The sequence below is a fragment of the Halomonas sp. LMYGS-3 genome, assembly GCF_059509875.1.
Window position 1 is genome coordinate 41924 of sequence record NZ_JCAKFQ010000023.1, and the last position, 18670, is coordinate 60593.

Sequence of the window (18670 nt, forward strand, 5' to 3'; positions counted from 1 at the left end):
AGGATGACGCAGCAGACTTCTTCGATCCGGCGCTTCTGGCTCGGAGGCAAGCGCGCCGCCGAACAGGACCGTTTCTTCCGCGAGGCCCTCGAGCCACTGGGCTGGGAGCAGGGCGACGAGCACCACTGGGACGCCGGCTGGGTGACCGGAATGCCCGACGCAGCGCAGTTTCGCAAGGTCTCGCCCCAGTGCAAGCTGAACCACTTTCCGGGCAATGCGGCCCTCACCGTCAAGAGCCGGCTGCATGACAGCCTTGCGGCCCTGCGTGAACGCATTCACGCGGGGCATGGTGCCGACAGCGAGGCGGCGGCGCGGCTGGACTTCTTCCCCCGCGCCTACCTGATGCCCCGTGACTACCACCTGCTGCAGGAGACGGCGCTGGCCAACCCCGAGCGGCGCTGGATCCTCAAGCCCACCAATGCCTCGAAGGGCAAGGGGGTGAGGGTGCTGCGGGACGTAGCCGAGGCGCCGCTGGCGCGGGACTGGCTGGTCCAGGAGTACCTGGCCAATCCCCATACCATCCGGGGCCACAAGTACGTGCTGAGGCTCTACGTCTTGATCAGCTCCCTCGAGCCGCTGCGTGTCTACCTCTACCGCCAGGGGTTCGCCAAGCTGGCATCGGAGCGCTGGGATCCCGAGGATGCCGACAACCCCTACAGCCAGCTCACCAACCCCGACATCAACGCCCTCAACGAGCGGGCCGAGGTACCGGTGGAGTTCATCGACCTGGACCGCTACCGGACCTGGTTGCGCGACCAGGGCCACGACGAGGCGGCGCTCTTCGCCCGCATCGAGGACCTGGTGGCGCTGACCGCGATCTCCGCCGTGGATGCCATGCGCCGGCGCACCGCCGAGGCTGGGGCCGATCCCCGCGGCTGCTATGAGCTGCTGGGGCTCGACTGTCTGGTGGACGACACCCTCAAGCCCTGGATCCTGGAATGCAATCTCAGCCCGTCCCTGGGGATCTGCGCCGGTCCGGAAAGCGGTGGCCGGATCGAGGAGGCCGTCAAGGGCGGCCTGGTCCGCGACCTGGTGACGCTGCTCGATATCGCCGGTGAGCGGGGCACGCCCGAGCAGGCTCGCGACGCTGGGAGCACTTCGACTCGACTGCTGGACGAGGCCCAGGCGGAGCGCTCCCGGGCCGGTGGCTTCCAGCCCCTGCTGCCCTCGACGCAGCCGGAGCGCTACCTGCCCTTCTTTTCCCTGCCGACCCCCGCCGACCAGCAGTTGGCCGAAGCCATGGCGGCGGGTGACCTCGCCCGTCCGCGGCTGCAGCGGCGCCAGGTGGCGGAGCTGCTGGAGGGGGAACACCTGGCCCTCTATGCCACCGAGACGGGCGCCTACTACCGACCCAACGACACGGCGGCGCTGATCTGGCTGCTGGCCACCGACGGCCTCGACCCGGATGCCATCGCCGACGCCCTGGCGCAGGCCGCCAAGGGAGACGCCGCCCTCGACGGTGAAGCGCTGCGACGGGAGGTATGGGAAACGGTGGGTGAGTGGTGTCGTGCCGGCCTGCTCTGCCAGGTGGGGGAGCCGGCCTCAGCGGCCTCCGCCGAGGAGGCGGCGCCTTCGAGTGACGCGTCAAGGCCGCCGCCCCCTGTCATGAGGCTCGAGGTCGATGGGCGGCACTGGGCCCTGGAAGTGGGCAGCATGCCTGCCTTGACGCGGCTCTCGGCGGCCTTCGGCGAACGGTTGGCGCCGCTCGACGACACCGGGCCGAGCCCGTTGCCGCGCCTGGCGGTGCTGTGCGAGCCGCAGGGGGGCTATGCCCTGGCCGCCGACGCGACCCTGGTGGCCTCGCGGCTGACGCTGACCCAGCTGGTCCCGGCCTTGGCCACCCATCTGCTGCGCCAGGCCGCCGCGCCGGAGCGGCCGGTGCTCGACGCCGGTGTACTGCTCACCGGGGAAGGCGAGGGAGTGCTCTGCCTGCTTCCCGACGATCGGGCCGGGCGGGAATGGCTGGACGGGCTGCAGGCGGTCGCGAAGGGCGTGGCCGGCCGTGGCGTTCGCCTGCCCGCCACGCTCCCGGGGCGGGTCGAGACACTGGCGTTGCCGATGCCGGGGGTGTCTATCCCAGCCGGGGCCGCCTGGCCCGCCGGCGTGGAGGTCCGGGGCGTTCTGGTGGCAAGCGATGCGCCCGATGGCGAGCCCCTGACCACGCTGTCGGGCCTGGATGCCCTGGCGGCCCTGTTGCCCCGCGTCGTCACCGCCGATGGCAGGCCGCCGGGTGGGGCGAAGGTGCAGGAACTCGCCGCCTGGTTGGCCGGCGTCCCGTGCCATCGCGTGGCGGTGGGGGAGAGGGCACCCTCTCCCGAGCGCCTGGCCGGCTGGTTGGCATCGCCGGCCGACGCGCACGACACGGCTGCGACCACCCCCGCCCTGGCCAGGGAGTGAGGTCGGGGCAGGCACCGTGCAGCGGACGGGTCGCACCGGCGATCCGTCCTGATAGTCGCCAACCCTCGGGTTGGTATGACGACAACCCGGCATGCGAGGCATGCCATCCATGTTCACCAGAAGGAGAGAACCATGACACGACAAGACGAGAAGCGGCACAGCCTGCTGCATCGACTCAGTCGGCAGCTGGGCTACACGGCACCGGCGCTGTTGCTGGTGGCCAGTGGTGCGGCGGTCCAGGCCGTGGCCGGCGAGGCAACCGGCGAGCCGGCCTATACCAGCGGCCAGGAAGCCCCCCTGATGCTCGCCGAGGCCCATGCCGAAGGTGACGCCGAGGCCGAGGCGGAAGCGGAAGCGGAAGCGGAAGGCGAGGCCGAAGGAGAAGCCGAAGGTGAGGCCGAGGGCGAAGCGGAAGGCGAAGCCGAAGCAGAATCGGAAGGCTAGCGGCCCGGCAAGACGGCGAGCCGGGGCCGGTGCGTGCCGGCACCGGTCTCGTCGCCACCACTAAGCGTACCGCCGTCATCCGACTATCACAGGGTATATCCATCATGATGCATGACATCGAGGTTCCTGCCGCCGCCCCGGCGCGGCTGATCGAGGAGAATCTCCAGGCGCTGTCGCAGCTTCACGACTTCGTCGATGGCCTGACACCGGCGGCCTATCGCCAGTCGTTCGGGAACGATGGCCGGCACAGCCTGGGGCGGCACGTGCGTCATATCATCGACCACTACGACGCACTGCTGGCCGGTCTGGAGGGCGGCGAGATCGACTATGAGCACCGCCGCCGCGACACACGACTGGAGCTCTGGCCGGCCGAAGCGGCGTCTCATCTGAGGGACATCGAGGCGGTCATGAGTCGCCTCGGTGAGGCATCGATACGAGACGAGCTGACACTCGACTATCCGCTGAATGGTGCCTCACCGTTGCGGCTGACGACCAGCCAGGCCCGTGAGCTCGCCTTCCTGACCAGCCATACCATCCATCACATGGCGCTTCTGGGGCTGCTGGCCGAGTCGATGGGGGTGGGACTCCCCCGGACCTTCGGTGTCCACCCCTCGACACTTCGCCATTGGGAGCAAGAGACTCGCCGGAGGGAATCCGCATGAACTGGAAATACGGTGTGATGGCGCTGTGTCTTTCGCTGTTGCTGACGCACTCTCTATCAGCGGATACCCGCTGGCCGGACGAGGGCTGGGAGGTCAGATCGACCCCCCTGGCTTATGACACCTTGTTGGCTTCCCTCGGCGAGGCCATAGAGGCCGAGGGCATGTTCATCGTTACCGAGGCCGGGCCGACGGAAGCGGCTGCTCGACGAGGGGTGACGATTCCCGGCAATCGGGTGGTCGGGGTCTTTCGCAACGACTATGCCGTGCGTCTGCTGCGACTGAGCGTACCGGCCATGATCGAGGCGCCCATGCGCTTCTATGTCACCGCGAACGATGATGGCAGCGCCACCCTCTCCTGGAAAACGCCCAGCCACCTCCTGACACCCTATGCCGAGCAGGGAGACGAGGCCATCGTCGAGCTGGCTCGGGAGCTGGACGACATCTTTGCCGCCATTGCCCGGCGGGCGGTGGTGGCGTCTGAATAGGGGGCTTTCCTTCGCCCGCTATTCGCCTCATCAGATCGATGAACTTGTCTCGAAATCCGTGTCTCTCGCGACGATCGGTCAAATCCGACAGGCTCCTGGCCATTGTGATCGGTACCCTGGTCTGGAGCCATGGGGACCTGTTGTTTCATTGATCGACTGGTTCGGAAAGATTCACGGTAAGGAAATCCACTTGACGACGCATTTTGCCTGTCCCGTCTCTGGTTACCGGGGTGTTGCTGGGAACTGGTCATGCGCCGTTGCGTCGTCCTGTAAGGAGAAACCTTACAGTGCCATACAGCTTGTTATGTCATTATTATGTGTGAAAATACGATAAGGTCTCTTCGTTCGTAAGTGTAAGCGTTCATGTCATTTTCCCGACTCAGTGGTGTCCCCATGTTAGTGAGTTTGACGAGGGGATGAAAATAACGAAGTCGCCAAGAGAGGGGAATGATCATGAAAAATGCTAAGCATGCAAAGCGCTCGCGTGTCGTGCTGGCGTTGGCGGGGGGCGGTGCCATGATGGCACTCTATAGTGGGGGGCCTGTCATGGCTCAAGAGGCTTCCATTGAGCAGTTACGTGCCCAGATGCAGGAGATGCAGCGCCAGATCGAGCGGCTCGAGAGCCAACAGGCCGAAGAGCGACAGCAAGCCGCCGAGGCCAGAGAGTCACTTGCTGCCAGTGTGGTGACGGCAGGGGATACGCAGGGCAGCTTCAAGCTGCCCGGAAGTGATACGTCGGTTCAGATAGGTGGCTATATAAAGCTCGATGCCATTTACGACCTGGATCAAGACCTGGGCGACAGTCTGTTCGTGGAGGGACTCGACACCGGGGAACAGTCGAGCAAGGCCTCTTTCCGTGCGCATGCGCGGCAGTCTCGCCTGTTCGTCAAGACCTCTACGCCTACCGCCATGGGGCCTGCCACCACGCACCTGGAAGGGGATTTCTTCGGCGGCGGGGGAAATGAAGTGTTCTCCAACTCGCGTGGCTTCCGGCTGCGCCATGCCTACGGGGAGTGGAACGGTATTCTGGCAGGCCAGACCTGGAGCAACTTCATGCACTTCACCGCCTACCCGAGCACCGTCGATTTCGACGGGCCAGTGGGTGTCAGCTTCATCCGGCAGGCTCAGCTGCGTTATACCCTGCCGCTGGGGGACGACGCAGCGTTGTCGTTCTCTGCCGAGAATCCGGAAGCCACCGGCTTCGAGGGTTCACGTGATACGGCACCCGATTTCACGGCGCGTTACCAATGGACGGGCGATTCGGCTGGCTTGGAGGCCGCTGGCCTGGTCAGACGCCTGAAAGTGGACGATGGCGACACCAATGATTCCGCTACGGGATACGGCCTGATGCTGGCCGGCAACATCGGGGTGGGGCCGTCGACGACGCTGATGGCCGGCGCTATCTACGGTGATGGCTTAGGCCGTTATCTCTATACGGCCAGTGGCTCAAGTGCAGGTGATGAGGGGATTGGAGAGGCTTTTGTCGACAATGGAACCCTTGAAACCATCGAGGCCTATGGTTTCAATGCGGCGGTTTCTCACGACTGGACCGATAAGTTCACATCGGGGCTCTCTTACGGGCAAGTGAGGGGTGACCGCCCCGGCGACCTCTTCCCCGAGTCGACCCGCAAGCTCGAGAGCATACACTTCAGTCATTTTTATCAAGTGTCCGAGCCCGTGACTCTCGGGTTTGAAGTGTCGCATGCAAGAAAGGAACGACAGAATGGTGAGGATGCCGACAACACCCGCTTGCAATTATCGGCTCAATATAATTTCTGAAGCCGGGCGATGGTGTGGTTGAGGCTGGCGTCCATTGTAGCCCACTGGAAATATCGGTGGGCTTTTTTTGCCCTGTTGTCTCGAGAACCGCCTAGGGTTTTCGGGGCCCGCGATTTCTTGTGTATGACTCGCTTGACCCCTTCTTTGCCTCGAATCTCCGGCGGTACTGGCCAAGAATGGCAAACTGTTGATGGCACTTCGAGCAGTCGCGGCACACCGTTAGATGCAGGCTGAGGGAGATTGCCTCATGAAAGGTCAATTCCCTGTCGTACTGCAGAGAGATCAAGCGGCTGGCTTCTCTGCAGCTTAGGCGTTTGAGCATGTCGATCCTTTCTGAAGAGCTGAAGACAGTGGAGCCGAAGACAGTAGCGACGAACGATACGGTCTTCCCATTCTGTCGAGGCCAGGGGGGAAGACCTTACCTATTGGCACCTTCAATCGTGATGTCGGTGATCGGATTGCGAATGATTAGATGTGTCACTGCCTTCATCGTTGCCATGAGCAGACGGACGCGCGCGGTCAAGGTCCGCTTCGAATCGCTTGCCAAACCGATGCATCAGTGTGAATTGCTGGTCGCACCGGCGACAGGCATCACACATCATCAAGTGAAGACGCAGTGACAATCTCTCCTGGAAGGTGAGGCGACGATCCTGTTTCAGCGACATCAAGCGGGTAGCTTCCCGGCACATCATCATGAGCGATTCTCCTTCAGCCATCCTTTCTCCAGACAGGAGCGCAGACGGAGCCGGGCGCGATGCAGGATGACCCAGCAGTTGTTTTCCTTGATGCCGACTACATCACAGATCTTTTCCGTCGACAGGCCCATCAGCTCTCGCATCGAGAAGACGCGCGCGGCATTGTCCGGCAGGGTGATCATGCAGGCATCGAATACCTGCCAGAAGACTTCATTCTCGAGTATGGCATCCGGTTCTCCCCAGGCAGCCGGTCGGCTCTCATCCTGCCAGCGTCCATTCTGTTGAAACATCCTGTCGACGGCGTCGTCATCGCCTTCGTCTACCAGTGGCTGCCAGATACCACGACGCTTCTGCTCTCTCAGGGCATCCAGGATCTTGTACTTCAAGATGCCGAATACCCAGGTTTCATAACTCGAACGACCGGCAAAATTGGCGTCCTTTTCGATGGCTGCCATCTGCGCCTCCTGTACGGCGTCCTCCGCCATTGCATTGTCTCGAAGGTGCAATCTGGCAAAGGACAGGAGGCGAGGCCTGATGGCGGCCAAGCGATCCATGCGTGTCGCTGGATCGGGGGTATCGCCTGTCTCCAAGGTTGCGTCGTAGGTCATGCTGTCGTCTCCTGAGAGGCGATGAAGCAGCCACTCTTGTTTGTCGTCATGGTCATGATGTTCTTACAGGATAAATAAGATTTATTTTGAAAATCTAGCTTGAAATATATCGTAATAAATAAAGGTTATGTAAGAAAATACAGGCTCTTCTCTACCAATGAGAAAGGATTCGCAATCTGTGGTCATGCTGTCAAAGGCAATGAGAGGAGAAAGAAGATGGGAATCATTGCTTCGTGATGTTTTGATCTCGAGGCGGAGTGAAAAGCCGGTGGTCTGTTGCCTATCGGTTGCCAATCGATCTTGCTGAGTGTTCCGTTGTGTCGCGCCAGTTGGAAAAACCTTACACATCTTGATGGAAAAGATTGCTGGCGGATTGCGTAAGGGGAAGGCTGGGGGAGTGGACAAAATGGTAGGGACATCGGCGATGCCCTGTCATTCAGCTTCGAGAGGGTGGCTATCATGAACATCAATGGTCGCATCATATCTCGCCTGGCATTGGCTGTACTCATGGGTGGGACCGTCTTGCCTACCATGGCGATGGAGGGAACGAGCATCAGGCCTCTGGAGGCCGGAGCGTCCTCCTATCTTCGCGTGCAAGATGTCGAGCGTTTCGCCGTCGAGGTCGACGAACCGACTCGCCTGATCGTTCGACCTCAGGTCTGGGCCGGGACCAGCCCGAATTCCATTGCACTGAGAGCATCTCTTGTCGATGAGTCGGGCAAGACGGTGGCGGAGAGCAAGTCCCGGGGTGGTCTCTTCCATCTGGAGAGTCGTCTTGAACCTGGCCGCTACCTCCTGGTGGTGAGCGGACGGCAGCTCGGGCGTCCCGAATCCCCTGGTCGCTATCGACTCAGGCCGCACTGGGAACGCTGAGCCGTTACGGCGAGCTAGCGGATCCACTCATTGGGGGTGGGCCTCATGGGCCCCGGGAGGAGGTGTCATGAACGTCTTGAGGGGTTGCGGTTACCTGTTGAGTTGCTGGCTCTCCTGTCCGAGGCCGTGGCATCGCGTCATGCCACCGGAAACGAGCGATATCCGGGGCTGCCTGCAACCGGGTGACGTGCTGCTGGTGGAGGGGTCCTCGCGGATCAGCACGGTGATCAAGTATCTCACTCAATCCACGTGGTCCCATGCGGCCCTCTATGTGGGAGAGCGCGCCTGTCGTGAGCGGCTCGGCGCCACCGGCAGGGAGTGCTTCGTCGAGGCGGACCTCGCCGAGGGGGTCAGGATCGTGGGTATCGAGGAGTACGCCAATGAGCCGGTACGCATCTGCCGTCCCGTGGGACTCGATCCTGACGAACTCGAACGGCTGATCGATCATGTCTGTCAGCGGGTCGGCCATCGTTACGATCTACGCAACCTCTTCGACCTGGCGCGTTACCTGCTGCCTTTGCCGCCCCTGCCGGCGGCATGGCGTCGGCACATGCTCACCCTCGGCAGCGGTGATCCCACGCGGGCCATCTGTTCGACCCTGATCGCTCAGGCGTTCCAGTCGGTGGGCTATCCCATTCTTCCCCTGGCTGCGGCGAAGACGTCGACCGGTACCCTCTGGCGCAAGCGTCACTACTCGGTGTTCATGCCGAGGGATTTCGATATCTCGCCCTACTTCGCCATCGTCAAGCCGAAGCTGGTGCGTGGCTTCGATCCCCATGCACTGCGTTGGCAGGCTCCCTCGCTCACCATGGCGTGATGGGGCGACCTCTGTAAGGCGGTGGGTGCTTCTCCGACAGAACCTGACTGCGACACGTCGCGGTACGGGAGGACGGTGCCGTCAGCGGCACCATGACTCAGTGAATCGATACAAGAAGAGACGACTGCGTCGGCTCGAGTCATCATCACGGAGGGAAGCATCATGTCTCAGATTGACGAAAGCCGTCATCGGCTACTGAGCCGCCTGAGCCGGGGAGTGGCCTACACGGCCCCCGTGCTGGCGCTGGTCGCCGGAGGCGCTGCCTTGCAGGTCTCGGCGGGGGGAGCCGCGCCGGACCCTGGACTCGCCGAGCTATCCGAGCAGACGTTACTGCTTGCCAGCGCGCAGGCCGAGGGCAGTGCCGAAGCCGAAGGTGAAGCAGAGGCAGAGGCAGAAGCCGAAGGCGAAGCAGAGGGAGAGGCCGAAGGCGAGGCAGAGGGAGAGGCCGAAGGCGAAGCGGAGGGAGAAGCCGAAGGCGAAGCGGAGGCCGAGGCAGGGTCCCCGGATCTCGTGACGCGTCCCGAGGGGTATGAGCCTGGCTACAGCGAAACGGGCAGCAACCCGGCAGAGCTGCTGGAGCGGGGGGAGGAGCTCTATTACGACACCTCGCTGAGCACCAACGGGCTCTCCTGCGCGAGCTGTCATGGCAGCGATGGCAATGACCAGGGATATCTGGCGACCTTCGAGCAGCCCTATCCCCATGAGGTGGCCATGGCCAGCGATATCTACGGCATGCCCCAGGTACATGCCGACGAGATGGTCCAGGTCTGCATGATCACGCCGATGGAGGCAGACCCGCTGGAGTGGGGAGAGGAGCCGCTGATGTCGCTGTCCGCCTACATGGTCGAGGTGCAGCGGCGCTTTGCCGGTCAACCGCACGATCTCTAGGCGTAGGCTGAGTGACGGTGCTACGTCGGCAATTGGGGTGAATCACCGATTGGGGTAAGCTGTCCGGCATGCCGAAGGAGAGGCATACCATTCACCGATCGGGAGACTCCCCCATGCCGTTTCGTTCCCTGCTGGCCGCCGCCGTGCTGGCCCTGCCGCTGGCCGCCATGGCCGATACCCCCAATATCGTGCCGGGCCAGTGGCAGTTCACCAGCACCACCTCGGTGAAGGGCGACATGCCGATTCCCGACCAGACCGAGACCCACCAGGAGTGCATCGTCCAGGGTGACCTGGATGACGCCGAGTTCCACCTCATCGAGGAAGAGGAGGGCTGCGAGCTGCTCGAGCACAACGTCTCCGCCGACGGTGTCGACTACCGCATGGTGTGCCGCGCCGAGGGTGGCGAGGCCAACATCGACGGCCACATGGCGTTCCTCGGCGAGCGGGTCGAGGGCGGCGTGGACATCCTGACCGAGTCGCCCATGGGTGAGCTGGAGATGCATACCGCCATCGACGGCGAGCGCCTCGGCGACTGCTGAATCGGCTTTCCCTCGTGACAGCGCCCACCGGCCTGCCGGTGGGCGCTGTGCGTTGGACGGCTCAGGAGGGTGGTCAGGGCGTGCCGGCCACCACGATGTCGTCCCGGGTGCCGCCCAGCATCTCGAGCAGTTCGTTCTGCTCGGCTTCGGGGACCTCCAGCCGCTCGAGGGTGGCCACGAAGATCTCGGCCATGCGGTCCCACTCCTGGGCGGTGACCTCGAGCCCCTCATGGGCTTCCTGCATGCCGAGGCCGGTGTACTGGCAGGGGCCGCCGCTCATCTCGCAGACCAGGCTGGTGACCTGGAACTTGATGTAGGGGGCGGCTTCGGGCGACTTGCGCTCGGCCACGGCGGGGTTGGCCATGATCATGGGATCCTGGACGAAGTCGTCGACGAATTGGCTGACGGCCAGCGAGATGGCGGGCAGGCCGCCCAGGCGTTCGTAGAGGGTATCGTCGGCAGCAACGGTGCCGGGGGTGGCGAGCAGCAGCAAGGCCAGGGTGCCGCCCAGCAGCGGGCAGCGGGGTGTCGTCGTTGTCATCGGGAGCCTCCTCCCTGCGGTGGTGAACCCACCTTTCAGGATAGACTCGCCCCGGGCGTCCGGCGTGGGGCCGGACGCCGGATCGCCGCAAGCAGCCTCAGCGAAAGGTGGGCGGCTCCTCGAGTTCCACCTCCAGCCGGCGCCTGACGTCGCCGGGCGAGCCGGTGTGCCGTGCCAGCAGGTCGTAGGCCACCGGCACCACGAAGAGGGTGAAGAAGGTGGCGGCGGCCACCCCGGCGATGATCACGGTGCCGATCACCATGCGCGCCTCGGAACCGGCGCCGCCGGAGACGATCAGCGGTACGGCGCCGGCCATGGTGGTCACCGCGGTCATCAGGATCGGCCGCAGGCGGGTCACCGCGGCATCGACCAGGGCGTCGCGGAATTCCATGCCCTGGTCGCGCAACTGGTTGGCGAACTCCACGATCAGGATGCCGTTCTTGGTCGCCAGGCCGATCAGCATCACCAGCCCCACCTGGCTGTAGATGTTGAGCGACTGGCCGGTGACCAGCAGCCCGAGCAGGGCGCCGCTCATGGCCAGCGGCACGGTGAGCATGATCACGAAGGGGTGCACGAAGCTCTCGAACTGGGCGGCCAGCACCAGGAACACCACCAGGGCGCCGAGCACCAGCAGGAAGGTGGTGGCGCCGCTGGCCTCGCGGTAGTCCCGCGAGGGGCCGGCCACGTCGGTGTAGGCCTCCGGCGGCAGGATCTCGGCGGCGGTCTGCTCCAGGTACGCCAGCGCCTCGCCCAGCGGGTAACCGTCGGCCAGATTGGCCTCCAGGGTGATGGCGCGGATACGGTTGAAGCGGTTCAGCGTGCCGGGGCCGGCGAAGTCGGTGAGCCGTACCAGGCTGGCCAGGGGGATCAGCTCGCCCGAGCGCGCCGAGCGCACCTGGATGTTGTCCAGCGCGCGTGGGCTGTTCTGGCTGGCGCGGTCGCCCTCGACGATGACGTCGTACTCCTCGCCGTTGTCCACGTAGCGGGTCACGTTGCGCCCGCCGAGCAGCACCTCCAGGGTGCGGCCGATCTCGGTCACCGTGACCCCCAGGTCCGCGGCGCGCTCGTGGTCGATGTCGACCCGCAACTGCGGCTGGGTCTCGCGGTAGTCACTCTCCAGGCCGATCAGCCGCGGGTTGTGCTCGCGGATATGCGCGAACATCTGGTCGCGCCAGTCGGCGAGCTGCTCGTAGGTGCCGCCGCCGAGCACGAACTGCACCGGCTTCACGGTGCGCTGGCCGAAGCCCGAGCGCATCACCGGGAAGGCCTGTACGCCGGGCAGGTCGGCGAGGCGGCCGCGCACGTCGGCCATGATCTCCCAGGCGCTGCGGCGGCTGCCCCAGTCGGTCAGGCCCACGATGACGAAGCCGCCGTTGAAGGTCTCGATGTTGCCGAAGCCCCGCGGCGCGCGCACCACCACGCGCTCGGCGTCGCCGGACTCGACCAGCGGCATCAGCCGTGTCTCGATCTCGTCCATGTAGTCCATCATGTAGTCGAAGGTGGCGCCCTCCGGGCCGTTGACCAGGATGAAGAAGTTGCCGCGGTCCTCCTGGGGCGTGTACTCGTTGGGGAGCAGGTCGGCCATCCAGACGGTGGCGGCGATCAGCGCCACGAACGCCGCCAGTACCACCAGGCGCGCCTTGAGCACCCAGCCCAGCAGGGCGCGATAGAGGCGCTGGGAGAGCACGAGCAGCCACTGCACGGCGCGGGCGACGACGCTGTCGTAGATCGCCGGCTTGAGGATCTTCGACGCCATCATCGGGGTCAGCGTCAGCGCCAGCAGGCTGGAGATGGCCACGGCGGCAGCCATGGTCAGGGCGAACTCCGAGAACAGCCGGCCCACGTTGCCCTGCAGGAAACTCAGCGGCACGAACACGGCGATCAGCACCAGGGTGGTGGCGATCACCGCGAAGGCGATCTGGCGGGTGCCGCGGAAGGCGGCGACCAGTGGCGTCTCGCCGTAGTCGTGCATGCGGCGGTTGATGTTCTCCAGCACCACGATGGCATCGTCGACGATCAGGCCGATGGCGAGCACCAGCGCCAGCAGGGTCAGCAGGTTGATCGAGAAGCCCAGGGCAGCCAGGGGGATGAAGGCACCGATCACCGCGATCGGCACCGTCACCGCCGGCACCAGGGTGGTGCGCACGTTGCCGAGGAACATGAAGATCACCACCACCACCAGGCCCATGGCGATGAACAGCGTGATCACGACCTGCCGGATGGCACCGGAGACGAACACCGAGGCGTCGAAGTTCATGCTCAGCGCCATGCCGTCGGGCAGGGTGTCCTGCAGGCGCTCCATCTCGGCCTGCACGCCCCGGGAGAGTTCCAGCACGTTGGCGGTGGACTGCTTCATCATGCCGAGCCCGACCAGCGGCGTGCCGTTGGCGCGGAACACGGTGCGGTCCTCCACCGAGCCGATCTCGACCCGGGCGACGTCGCCGAGGCGCACCAGGTAGCCGTCGCCGCCCCGGGCCAGCGCCAGGCGCGCGAAGTCGTCGGGCTCGTTGAAGCCGCGCGGGAGGCGCACGATGAACTGGCGGTCGCGGGATTCGATGGCGCCGCCAGGCAGCTCGACGTTCTCGGCGCGCAGGGCGTTCTCCACGTCGCTCACGGTGAGGTTGCGCGCCGCCAGGGCGTTGCGGTCGAGCCACACGCGCATGGCGTAGTCGCTGCCGCCCCCCACCCGCACCCGGGCCACGCCGGGCTGTACCGAGAAGCGGTCGACCAGGAAGCGGTTGGCGTAGTCGGTCAGCTCGGGGATGCTGTACCCCTCGCCGGAGAGGCTCAGCCACACCACGATCTCCTCGCTCGAATCGGCCTTCTGCACCTCGGGCGGGTCGGCGTCGTCGGGCAGGTTGCGCAGCGAGCCCGAGATGCGGTCGCGGATGTCGTTGGCCGCGGCATCGATGTCCTTGTCCAGGCCGAACTCGATGTTGATCCGCGAGCGGCCATCCTCGCTGGAGGAGGTGATGATCTCGATGCCCTCGACCCCGGCGATGCGGTCCTCGAGCACCTGGGTGATACGGGTCTCGACGACACTGGCCGAGGCGCCGGGATAGCGGGTGTCGATGCTGACCACCGGCGGGTCGATCGAGGGGTACTCCTGCAGCGCCAGGCGCTGCAGCGAGAGCAGGCCGAAGGCGACGATCAGCAGCGCCAGCACGGTGGCCAGCACCGGGCGCTGCACCGAGATGTCGGACAGGCGCATCAGGCGTCTCCCTCGCCGCGGTCGGCCTCGAGGATCGCGCGGATCGAGAGCACGTCATCGGCGATGCCGAGCAGCTGCACCCGGTCGCCCTCGCGGACACGCTGCACGCCGTGCGCCACCACCAGCACGCCTGGCTCGAGCCCCTCGAGGATCTCGGCCTGGCCGATGCGGCGCTCGCCGACCCGCACCTCGCGGCGCTCGAGCCGGTTGTCGTCGTCCTCGTCGATCACCAGCACGTACTGGCGATCGCCGCTCGGGATCAGCACCGACTCCGGCACCACCACCGCCTCCCGGGGGCTGCGCCTGAGCACCACCTCCATCAGCATCCCGGGGCGCAGGCGCAGCTCGGGGTTCTCCAGCTCGGCGCGCACCGCGACGCTGCGGCTCACCGGGTCGACCCGCGAGCCGACGCTGGCCACCTTGCCCTCGAAGGTCTCGTCGGGGAAGGCCACGCTGCGGGCGGACAGGCCCAGGCCCGGCTCGAGCAGCGCCAGGTAGACCTCGGGCACGCTGAAGTCGAGCTTCATCACGTCGAGCTTGTCCAGGGTCACCAGCTCGGTGCCCGGGGTGACCAGGGCGCCGATGCTGACGTTGCGAAAGCCCACCACGCCGTCGAAGGGGGCACGCAGCCGATAGTTGGTGAGCCGTGCCTCGAGCGCCTGGATCTCGGCCTGCACCTGGCGCAGCCGCGCCTGGGCGTCCTCCACGTCGGCGCGCGGCGCCATGTTGCGGTTCTGCAGCTGGGTCAGGCGGTCGACGGCGTTGCGGCGCTCGTCACGCAGCGCCTGGGCGGCCCGCAGTTGGGCCTGCTCCTCGCCATCCTCAAGCCGCACCAGCAGCTGCCCGGCCTCGACCACCTCGCCGTCGCCGAAGGCCACCTCGGCGACGATCTCGGTGACGGTCGCGGAGAGCGTGACGCTCTCGTCGGCGCGCAGGGTGCCCAGCGCCTCCAGGGGGTCGGTCCAGGGCTCGAGGCTGGCCCGGGCGCCGATCACGCTGGTGCGCTCCTGGGCGGCCAGCATCGGCGAGAACATCAAGGCTGCCAGGCCGAGCAGCAGGAGCAGGCGAATACGCGATGGGATCATGGAGTGGTCGTTCTTGTCGGTGAGCGATGAGCGGGCGCCCGGTCCGTCGGGTCGCTTCCCTGAAGCCTAAAACGCCGGACCGGGGAAGAGTGTGACAACAATGCACAAGATAAGGTCGCTATCCGCGGCTTTCAATGTACAAGACCTGTACAGCATAAGGCAATCGACCCGGCGAGGCCGCTCCCTCCTGCCCGGCGACCCCCTCACCAAGGCGGCGCAAGATACTCCTAGGGCGCTGCAAGATACTCCAAGCGTAACTGCATTGTAACAGCGATGCTCAGTCACGTGAGCGGCCGGGAAACCCCCGCTCCTGAACGAAGCAACGCAAGTTTGATGACGCAATCCATGGGAGAACTGTCATGAACAAGCTGATGCAGGGGATCGAGCGTTTCTGGAAGGAAGAAGAAGGCACCGAGGTGGTGGAGTGGGCCTTGGTATGTGCATTGCTTGTAGCAGTTGGTGCTGCTGCATTCGCCGTAATTGGTGATGAAGTGGCAATAGTTATGGGTAATGTTCTGACTATGCTTCAAAGCTGAGGCCTGAGTGGCTCATAGCTACTTCTGTGTTAAACGCCGATAGGGAAATCGGCGTTATTTATCAAAAGAATATGGGAACTAAGGTGCAGCCATGAGTTATGAGTTTTTGCTGATTTCCTGCCTGCTGCTGATCTGGAGTGCAGCAGCCTGTGATCTGCATCAGCGGCGTATCCCCAATCGCCTTGTAATGGCCGGGGCCGCTACGGGAATCCTGCTGCAGGTGATCGTGGCAGAGCCCGGCGGTGTCCTGGCCGCCATCACCGGCCTGCTGGTGGGGCTGGCAATTCTCCTCCCGGGCTATCTGCTTGGTTTTACCGGTGCCGGTGATGCCAAGCTGATGGCCGCGGTGGGCACCTTTCTCGGCCCCTTTGCCGTCTTGCAGGCGGCACTCGCCAGTATCTTGGTCGGTGGCGTGATCGCCCTGGGCTTCGCTTTCACTGCACTGCTTTCCCGCCAGTCGATCTCTCCGTGGCGCCGCTATGGCCTGATGCTGAAGACACTAACCGTGACCGGAAAACCACTCTATATCGCGCCGGAGGAAGGGGAGGTGATGGGCAGTAAGTTTCCCTTTGCGGTGTCGATCGCCATCGGCACGACGGGATGGATGATCTGGCAATGGCCGCTGGCCCAATAGGAAAAAAAGGAAGACGGAAGAAAAAAGAGGGAAGAGGGAAGAAGAAAGAGGGCAGAGAAATCCGGGAAGTTACCAGCGGCCATTGCCAGGCCATTCGATAACGATAAAGCAGTTTGTAACGTTATGTGAGGTGGTCCATGAACCAGGAAGCGCCAACATTCCACAACGTCACCGCCAGCCGCGCGGCGGCCCGGCGGGCGCCCCGCCCCGGCAGCGTGGCGGAGACCGGGCTTTCGGTGCTCTACCTGGGTGACCTGCTGGTCAAGCAGCTCTTCGAACAGGGCGTGCTCGACCTGCATCAGTTGAGCCAGGGGTTGGCGCTGGCCGGCAGCGTGGTGGAGGAGATATGCCGCTTCCTGCGCGACGAGGGGCGCGTGGAGGTGCGCGGCCAGGGCCAGGGCGGGGTGCTGCGCTTCGGCCTCACCGACCGCGGCCGCGCCTCGGCGCTGGAGGCGCTCAACCGCGACGGCTACAGCGGCGTGGCGCCGGTCACCCTCGAAGCCTACAACGCACGGGTGAGCCGCCAGGCGCTCAGCGACGTGGCCATCCGCCGCGACACGGTGATGGCCGCCTTCGCCGATACGGTGATCGACCCGGCGCTGCTCGACCAGTTGGGCCCGGGGCTGCACTCCGGCCGCGCCATGTTCATCCACGGCGAAGCGGGTACCGGCAAGAGCTATATCGCCCGGCGCCTGGTGCGGCTGCTGGAGGGCGAGGTGCTCATCCCCCACGCCATCCTGGTGGGGGGCAAGGCGGTGCGCTGTTATGACCCCGCCGTGCACCAGGTGCTGGAGGACCCGGCAGAGGCGCTGCCCGCCGCGCAACTCTACCTCGAGGACGGCCACGACCCACGCTATGTGCGCTGCCACCGCCCCTGCGTGGTCACCGGCGGCGAGCTGACCATGGGGCGGCTCGAGATCCAGTACGACGCGGCCACCCATATCCACCAGGCGCCGGTCCAGTTGCTGGCCAACAACGGCATGCTGGTGATCGACGACCTGGGGCGCCAGCGCATGACCCCCACCGAGCTGTTCAATCGCTGGATCGTGCCCCTGGAGGAGCGCCGTGACTTCCTGGCGCTGAGTAACGGCTACCACTTCAGCGTGCCCTTCGACGTGGCCCTGGTGTTCTCCACCAACCTGGATCCGCTCACCCTGGCCGATGCCGCCTTCCTGCGTCGCATCGGCTACAAGATCCGCTTCTCGCCGCTGTCCCGCGACGCCTACCTGGCGATCTGGCGGCAACAGTGCGAGGCCCTGGGGCTACCCTGCGAGCCGGCACTCGCCGGGTTCGTGATCGACGAGCTGCACGCGCGCTTCGGCGTGCCGCTGCTCGCCTGTCACCCCCGCGACCTGCTGGGCCTCGCCGGGGATCAGCTCGCCTACCGGGGCGGCCAGGCGCCCGACCGCGAGACCCTGGCCTGGGCCTGGCAGACCTACTTCGGCGACTTCTCCGATACCTCGAGTGAATCGAATGGAGCGGCCGCCGCCAACCGGAGGGATGCATCATGAAACGCAAGGGGATCTTCGCCATGTTCGCGCTCTCGCTGATCATGGCGCTGGGGGCCGCCGGGGTGGCCATGAACTGGATGCAGGAGCAGGGCGGCGAGGGCGACGCCCTGGCCGATGCCAGCCAAGTGGTGGTGGCGGCCCTGCAGGTGCCCTTCGGCACCACCGTGCAGGCCTCCGACCTCAAGGTCGTGCATATGCCGAAGGACGTGGTGCCACCCAACAGCTTCAACGATGTCGAGAGCGTGGTGGGGCGGGTCAGCAACCAGGTGATCTACCCCGGCGAGGTGGTGCTCGAGGGGCGGGTTTCCGAGCACCTGGGCGGCAGCGCCCTGGCGGCACTGCTCGACCCCGGCAAGCGCGCCATGAGCGTGCGGGTCGACGACGTGGTGGGGGTGGCGGGCTTCCTGCTGCCGGGCAACCGGGTCGATGTGCTCTCCACCAAGCAGCGCAACGGCAACCGCGGCGACGTCGAGTCGAAGACGGTGCTGCGCAACCTCAAGGTGCTGGCGGTGGACCAGATCGCCAGCCAGGAGCGCGACGGCCCGGTGATCGTGCGGGCGGTGACCCTGGAGGTATCCACACAGGAGGCCGAGACCCTGGTCAAGGCCACCCAGGAGGGCAAGGTGCAGCTCACCCTGCGCAACCCCCTGGAGAAGGAGGACGACTCCGGCCTGCTGGCGGCCCAGCGCACGGTGCTGAACGTCGACGAGCCCGAGCCGCCGCGCGCCTCGCCGCCACCGCGTCGCACGGCACCGGTCCAGCGCCAGGTGCAGGTGATACGAGGCACCCAGAGCAGCACGGTCAATGTGCGTAACTGATACGCAAGGGAACATGAAGGCATGAAGGAAGAGGCATGAAGGAGCGAAGGCATTGAAGGAGGGGATCGACCGCTGGCGCAGGGTCGATCACGGCAAGAGCAGGGAGAAGAGCAGGGTAAAAGAACAGCGGGTTAAAGAAGAACAGGC

At 65.2% G+C, this 18670-nt stretch carries 19 protein-coding genes; 13 read left to right on the forward strand and 6 right to left on the reverse strand.

What is annotated here, in order from left to right:
* Positions 1–3 precede the first annotated feature (3 nt).
* The 5 genes from AC5W54_RS17625 to AC5W54_RS17645 all read left to right on the forward strand — a co-directional run bounded on the left by AC5W54_RS17625 (position 4) and on the right by AC5W54_RS17645 (position 5767).
* Positions 4–2397 (forward strand): PqqD family peptide modification chaperone, encoded by a 2394-nt coding sequence (locus AC5W54_RS17625; RefSeq protein ID WP_495963398.1) that lies wholly within the window; start codon positions 4–6, stop codon positions 2395–2397.
* A 132-nt stretch (positions 2398–2529) separates the two neighbouring features.
* Positions 2530–2841, forward strand: coding sequence for a hypothetical protein (locus AC5W54_RS17630; RefSeq protein WP_495963399.1), 312 nt, complete (start codon positions 2530–2532; stop codon positions 2839–2841).
* Between the two features lie 104 nt (positions 2842–2945).
* A complete protein-coding gene (locus AC5W54_RS17635; protein WP_495963400.1) occupies positions 2946–3503 on the forward strand; it encodes a DinB family protein in 558 nt (185 codons plus the stop codon).
* A complete protein-coding gene (locus AC5W54_RS17640) occupies positions 3500–3988 on the forward strand; it encodes a DUF302 domain-containing protein (RefSeq protein ID WP_495963401.1) in 489 nt (162 codons plus the stop codon). The genes AC5W54_RS17635 and AC5W54_RS17640 overlap by 4 nt, the downstream gene beginning before the upstream one ends.
* Before the next feature lie 447 nt (positions 3989–4435).
* Positions 4436–5767: a DcaP family trimeric outer membrane transporter gene (locus tag AC5W54_RS17645; RefSeq protein WP_495963402.1), complete on the forward strand. Its 1332-nt coding sequence runs from the start codon at positions 4436–4438 to the stop codon at positions 5765–5767.
* Between the two features lie 91 nt (positions 5768–5858).
* Here the strand turns inward: AC5W54_RS17645 and AC5W54_RS17650 are convergent, their stop codons facing one another.
* The 3 genes from AC5W54_RS17650 to AC5W54_RS17660 form a co-directional block, all read right to left on the reverse strand.
* On the reverse strand, positions 5859–6089 hold the full coding sequence (locus AC5W54_RS17650; RefSeq protein WP_495963403.1) for a zf-HC2 domain-containing protein: 231 nt from the start codon (positions 6087–6089) through the stop codon (positions 5859–5861).
* Between the two features lie 112 nt (positions 6090–6201).
* On the reverse strand, positions 6202–6483 hold the full coding sequence (locus tag AC5W54_RS17655) for a zf-HC2 domain-containing protein (protein ID WP_495963404.1): 282 nt from the start codon (positions 6481–6483) through the stop codon (positions 6202–6204).
* A complete protein-coding gene (locus tag AC5W54_RS17660; protein WP_495963405.1) occupies positions 6459–7070 on the reverse strand; it encodes a sigma-70 family RNA polymerase sigma factor in 612 nt (203 codons plus the stop codon). Before AC5W54_RS17660 ends, AC5W54_RS17655 begins: the two co-directional genes overlap by 25 nt.
* A gap of 459 nt (positions 7071–7529) precedes the next feature.
* Between AC5W54_RS17660 and AC5W54_RS17665 the strand changes: the two genes are divergently transcribed.
* The 4 genes from AC5W54_RS17665 to AC5W54_RS17680 all read left to right on the forward strand — a co-directional run bounded on the left by AC5W54_RS17665 (position 7530) and on the right by AC5W54_RS17680 (position 10187).
* A complete protein-coding gene (locus tag AC5W54_RS17665; protein ID WP_495963406.1) occupies positions 7530–7943 on the forward strand; it encodes a hypothetical protein in 414 nt (137 codons plus the stop codon).
* Between the two features lie 67 nt (positions 7944–8010).
* Complete coding sequence (locus AC5W54_RS17670) at positions 8011–8760, forward strand: YiiX/YebB-like N1pC/P60 family cysteine hydrolase (RefSeq protein WP_495963407.1); 750 nt, start codon at positions 8011–8013, stop codon at positions 8758–8760.
* A 162-nt stretch (positions 8761–8922) separates the two neighbouring features.
* On the forward strand, positions 8923–9648 hold the full coding sequence (locus AC5W54_RS17675; RefSeq protein WP_495963408.1) for a hypothetical protein: 726 nt from the start codon (positions 8923–8925) through the stop codon (positions 9646–9648).
* 113 nt (positions 9649–9761) lie between these two features.
* Positions 9762–10187: a DUF3617 domain-containing protein gene (locus AC5W54_RS17680; RefSeq protein ID WP_495963409.1), complete on the forward strand. Its 426-nt coding sequence runs from the start codon at positions 9762–9764 to the stop codon at positions 10185–10187.
* Positions 10188–10260: 73 nt separating this feature from the next.
* On the opposite strand, the gene AC5W54_RS17685 is transcribed toward AC5W54_RS17680, so the two are convergent.
* The 3 genes from AC5W54_RS17685 to AC5W54_RS17695 form a co-directional block, all read right to left on the reverse strand.
* Positions 10261–10728: a group I truncated hemoglobin gene (locus AC5W54_RS17685; protein WP_495963410.1), complete on the reverse strand. Its 468-nt coding sequence runs from the start codon at positions 10726–10728 to the stop codon at positions 10261–10263.
* Positions 10729–10825: 97 nt separating this feature from the next.
* The gene (locus tag AC5W54_RS17690; RefSeq protein WP_495963411.1) at positions 10826–13939 is read right to left on the reverse strand and encodes an efflux RND transporter permease subunit; all 3114 of its coding nucleotides are present in this window, start codon (positions 13937–13939) and stop codon (positions 10826–10828) included.
* Positions 13939–15024, reverse strand: coding sequence for an efflux RND transporter periplasmic adaptor subunit (locus AC5W54_RS17695; protein ID WP_495963412.1), 1086 nt, complete (start codon positions 15022–15024; stop codon positions 13939–13941). Before AC5W54_RS17695 ends, AC5W54_RS17690 begins: the two co-directional genes overlap by 1 nt.
* A 359-nt stretch (positions 15025–15383) precedes the next feature.
* On the opposite strand from AC5W54_RS17695, the gene AC5W54_RS17700 reads away from it, so the two are divergent.
* From AC5W54_RS17700 to cpaB, 4 genes are all read left to right on the forward strand, one after another.
* A complete protein-coding gene (locus tag AC5W54_RS17700) occupies positions 15384–15560 on the forward strand; it encodes a Flp family type IVb pilin (RefSeq protein WP_495963413.1) in 177 nt (58 codons plus the stop codon).
* Between the two features lie 91 nt (positions 15561–15651).
* A complete protein-coding gene (locus tag AC5W54_RS17705) occupies positions 15652–16194 on the forward strand; it encodes an A24 family peptidase (protein ID WP_495963414.1) in 543 nt (180 codons plus the stop codon).
* Between the two features lie 137 nt (positions 16195–16331).
* Positions 16332–17705, forward strand: a complete 1374-nt coding sequence (locus AC5W54_RS17710) for a DUF8689 domain-containing protein (protein ID WP_495963415.1) — start codon at positions 16332–16334, stop codon at positions 17703–17705.
* Complete coding sequence (cpaB, locus tag AC5W54_RS17715; RefSeq protein WP_495963416.1) at positions 17702–18523, forward strand: Flp pilus assembly protein CpaB; 822 nt, start codon at positions 17702–17704, stop codon at positions 18521–18523. Before AC5W54_RS17710 ends, cpaB begins: the two co-directional genes overlap by 4 nt.
* The last annotated feature ends 147 nt before the right edge of the window (positions 18524–18670 follow it).

Bases quoted from the DNA above. Each gene is read 5' to 3' on its own strand.
- AC5W54_RS17625 (WP_495963398.1), top strand. From the start codon at position 4: ATGACGCAGCAGACTTCTTCGATCCGGCGCTTCTGGCTCGGAGGCAAG.
- AC5W54_RS17630 (WP_495963399.1), top strand. From the start codon at position 2,530: ATGACACGACAAGACGAGAAGCGGCACAGCCTGCTGCATCGACTCAGT.
- AC5W54_RS17635 (WP_495963400.1), top strand. From the start codon at position 2,946: ATGATGCATGACATCGAGGTTCCTGCCGCCGCCCCGGCGCGGCTGATC.
- AC5W54_RS17640 (WP_495963401.1), top strand. From the start codon at position 3,500: ATGAACTGGAAATACGGTGTGATGGCGCTGTGTCTTTCGCTGTTGCTG.
- AC5W54_RS17645 (WP_495963402.1), top strand. From the start codon at position 4,436: ATGATCATGAAAAATGCTAAGCATGCAAAGCGCTCGCGTGTCGTGCTG.
- AC5W54_RS17650 (WP_495963403.1), bottom strand. From the start codon at position 6,089: ATGCTCAAACGCCTAAGCTGCAGAGAAGCCAGCCGCTTGATCTCTCTG.
- AC5W54_RS17655 (WP_495963404.1), bottom strand. From the start codon at position 6,483: ATGGCTGAAGGAGAATCGCTCATGATGATGTGCCGGGAAGCTACCCGC.
- AC5W54_RS17660 (WP_495963405.1), bottom strand. From the start codon at position 7,070: ATGACCTACGACGCAACCTTGGAGACAGGCGATACCCCCGATCCAGCG.
- AC5W54_RS17665 (WP_495963406.1), top strand. From the start codon at position 7,530: ATGAACATCAATGGTCGCATCATATCTCGCCTGGCATTGGCTGTACTC.
- AC5W54_RS17670 (WP_495963407.1), top strand. From the start codon at position 8,011: ATGAACGTCTTGAGGGGTTGCGGTTACCTGTTGAGTTGCTGGCTCTCC.
- AC5W54_RS17675 (WP_495963408.1), top strand. From the start codon at position 8,923: ATGTCTCAGATTGACGAAAGCCGTCATCGGCTACTGAGCCGCCTGAGC.
- AC5W54_RS17680 (WP_495963409.1), top strand. From the start codon at position 9,762: ATGCCGTTTCGTTCCCTGCTGGCCGCCGCCGTGCTGGCCCTGCCGCTG.
- AC5W54_RS17685 (WP_495963410.1), bottom strand. From the start codon at position 10,728: ATGACAACGACGACACCCCGCTGCCCGCTGCTGGGCGGCACCCTGGCC.
- AC5W54_RS17690 (WP_495963411.1), bottom strand. From the start codon at position 13,939: ATGCGCCTGTCCGACATCTCGGTGCAGCGCCCGGTGCTGGCCACCGTG.
- AC5W54_RS17695 (WP_495963412.1), bottom strand. From the start codon at position 15,024: ATGATCCCATCGCGTATTCGCCTGCTCCTGCTGCTCGGCCTGGCAGCC.
- AC5W54_RS17700 (WP_495963413.1), top strand. From the start codon at position 15,384: ATGAACAAGCTGATGCAGGGGATCGAGCGTTTCTGGAAGGAAGAAGAA.
- AC5W54_RS17705 (WP_495963414.1), top strand. From the start codon at position 15,652: ATGAGTTATGAGTTTTTGCTGATTTCCTGCCTGCTGCTGATCTGGAGT.
- AC5W54_RS17710 (WP_495963415.1), top strand. From the start codon at position 16,332: ATGAACCAGGAAGCGCCAACATTCCACAACGTCACCGCCAGCCGCGCG.
- cpaB (WP_495963416.1), top strand. From the start codon at position 17,702: ATGAAACGCAAGGGGATCTTCGCCATGTTCGCGCTCTCGCTGATCATG.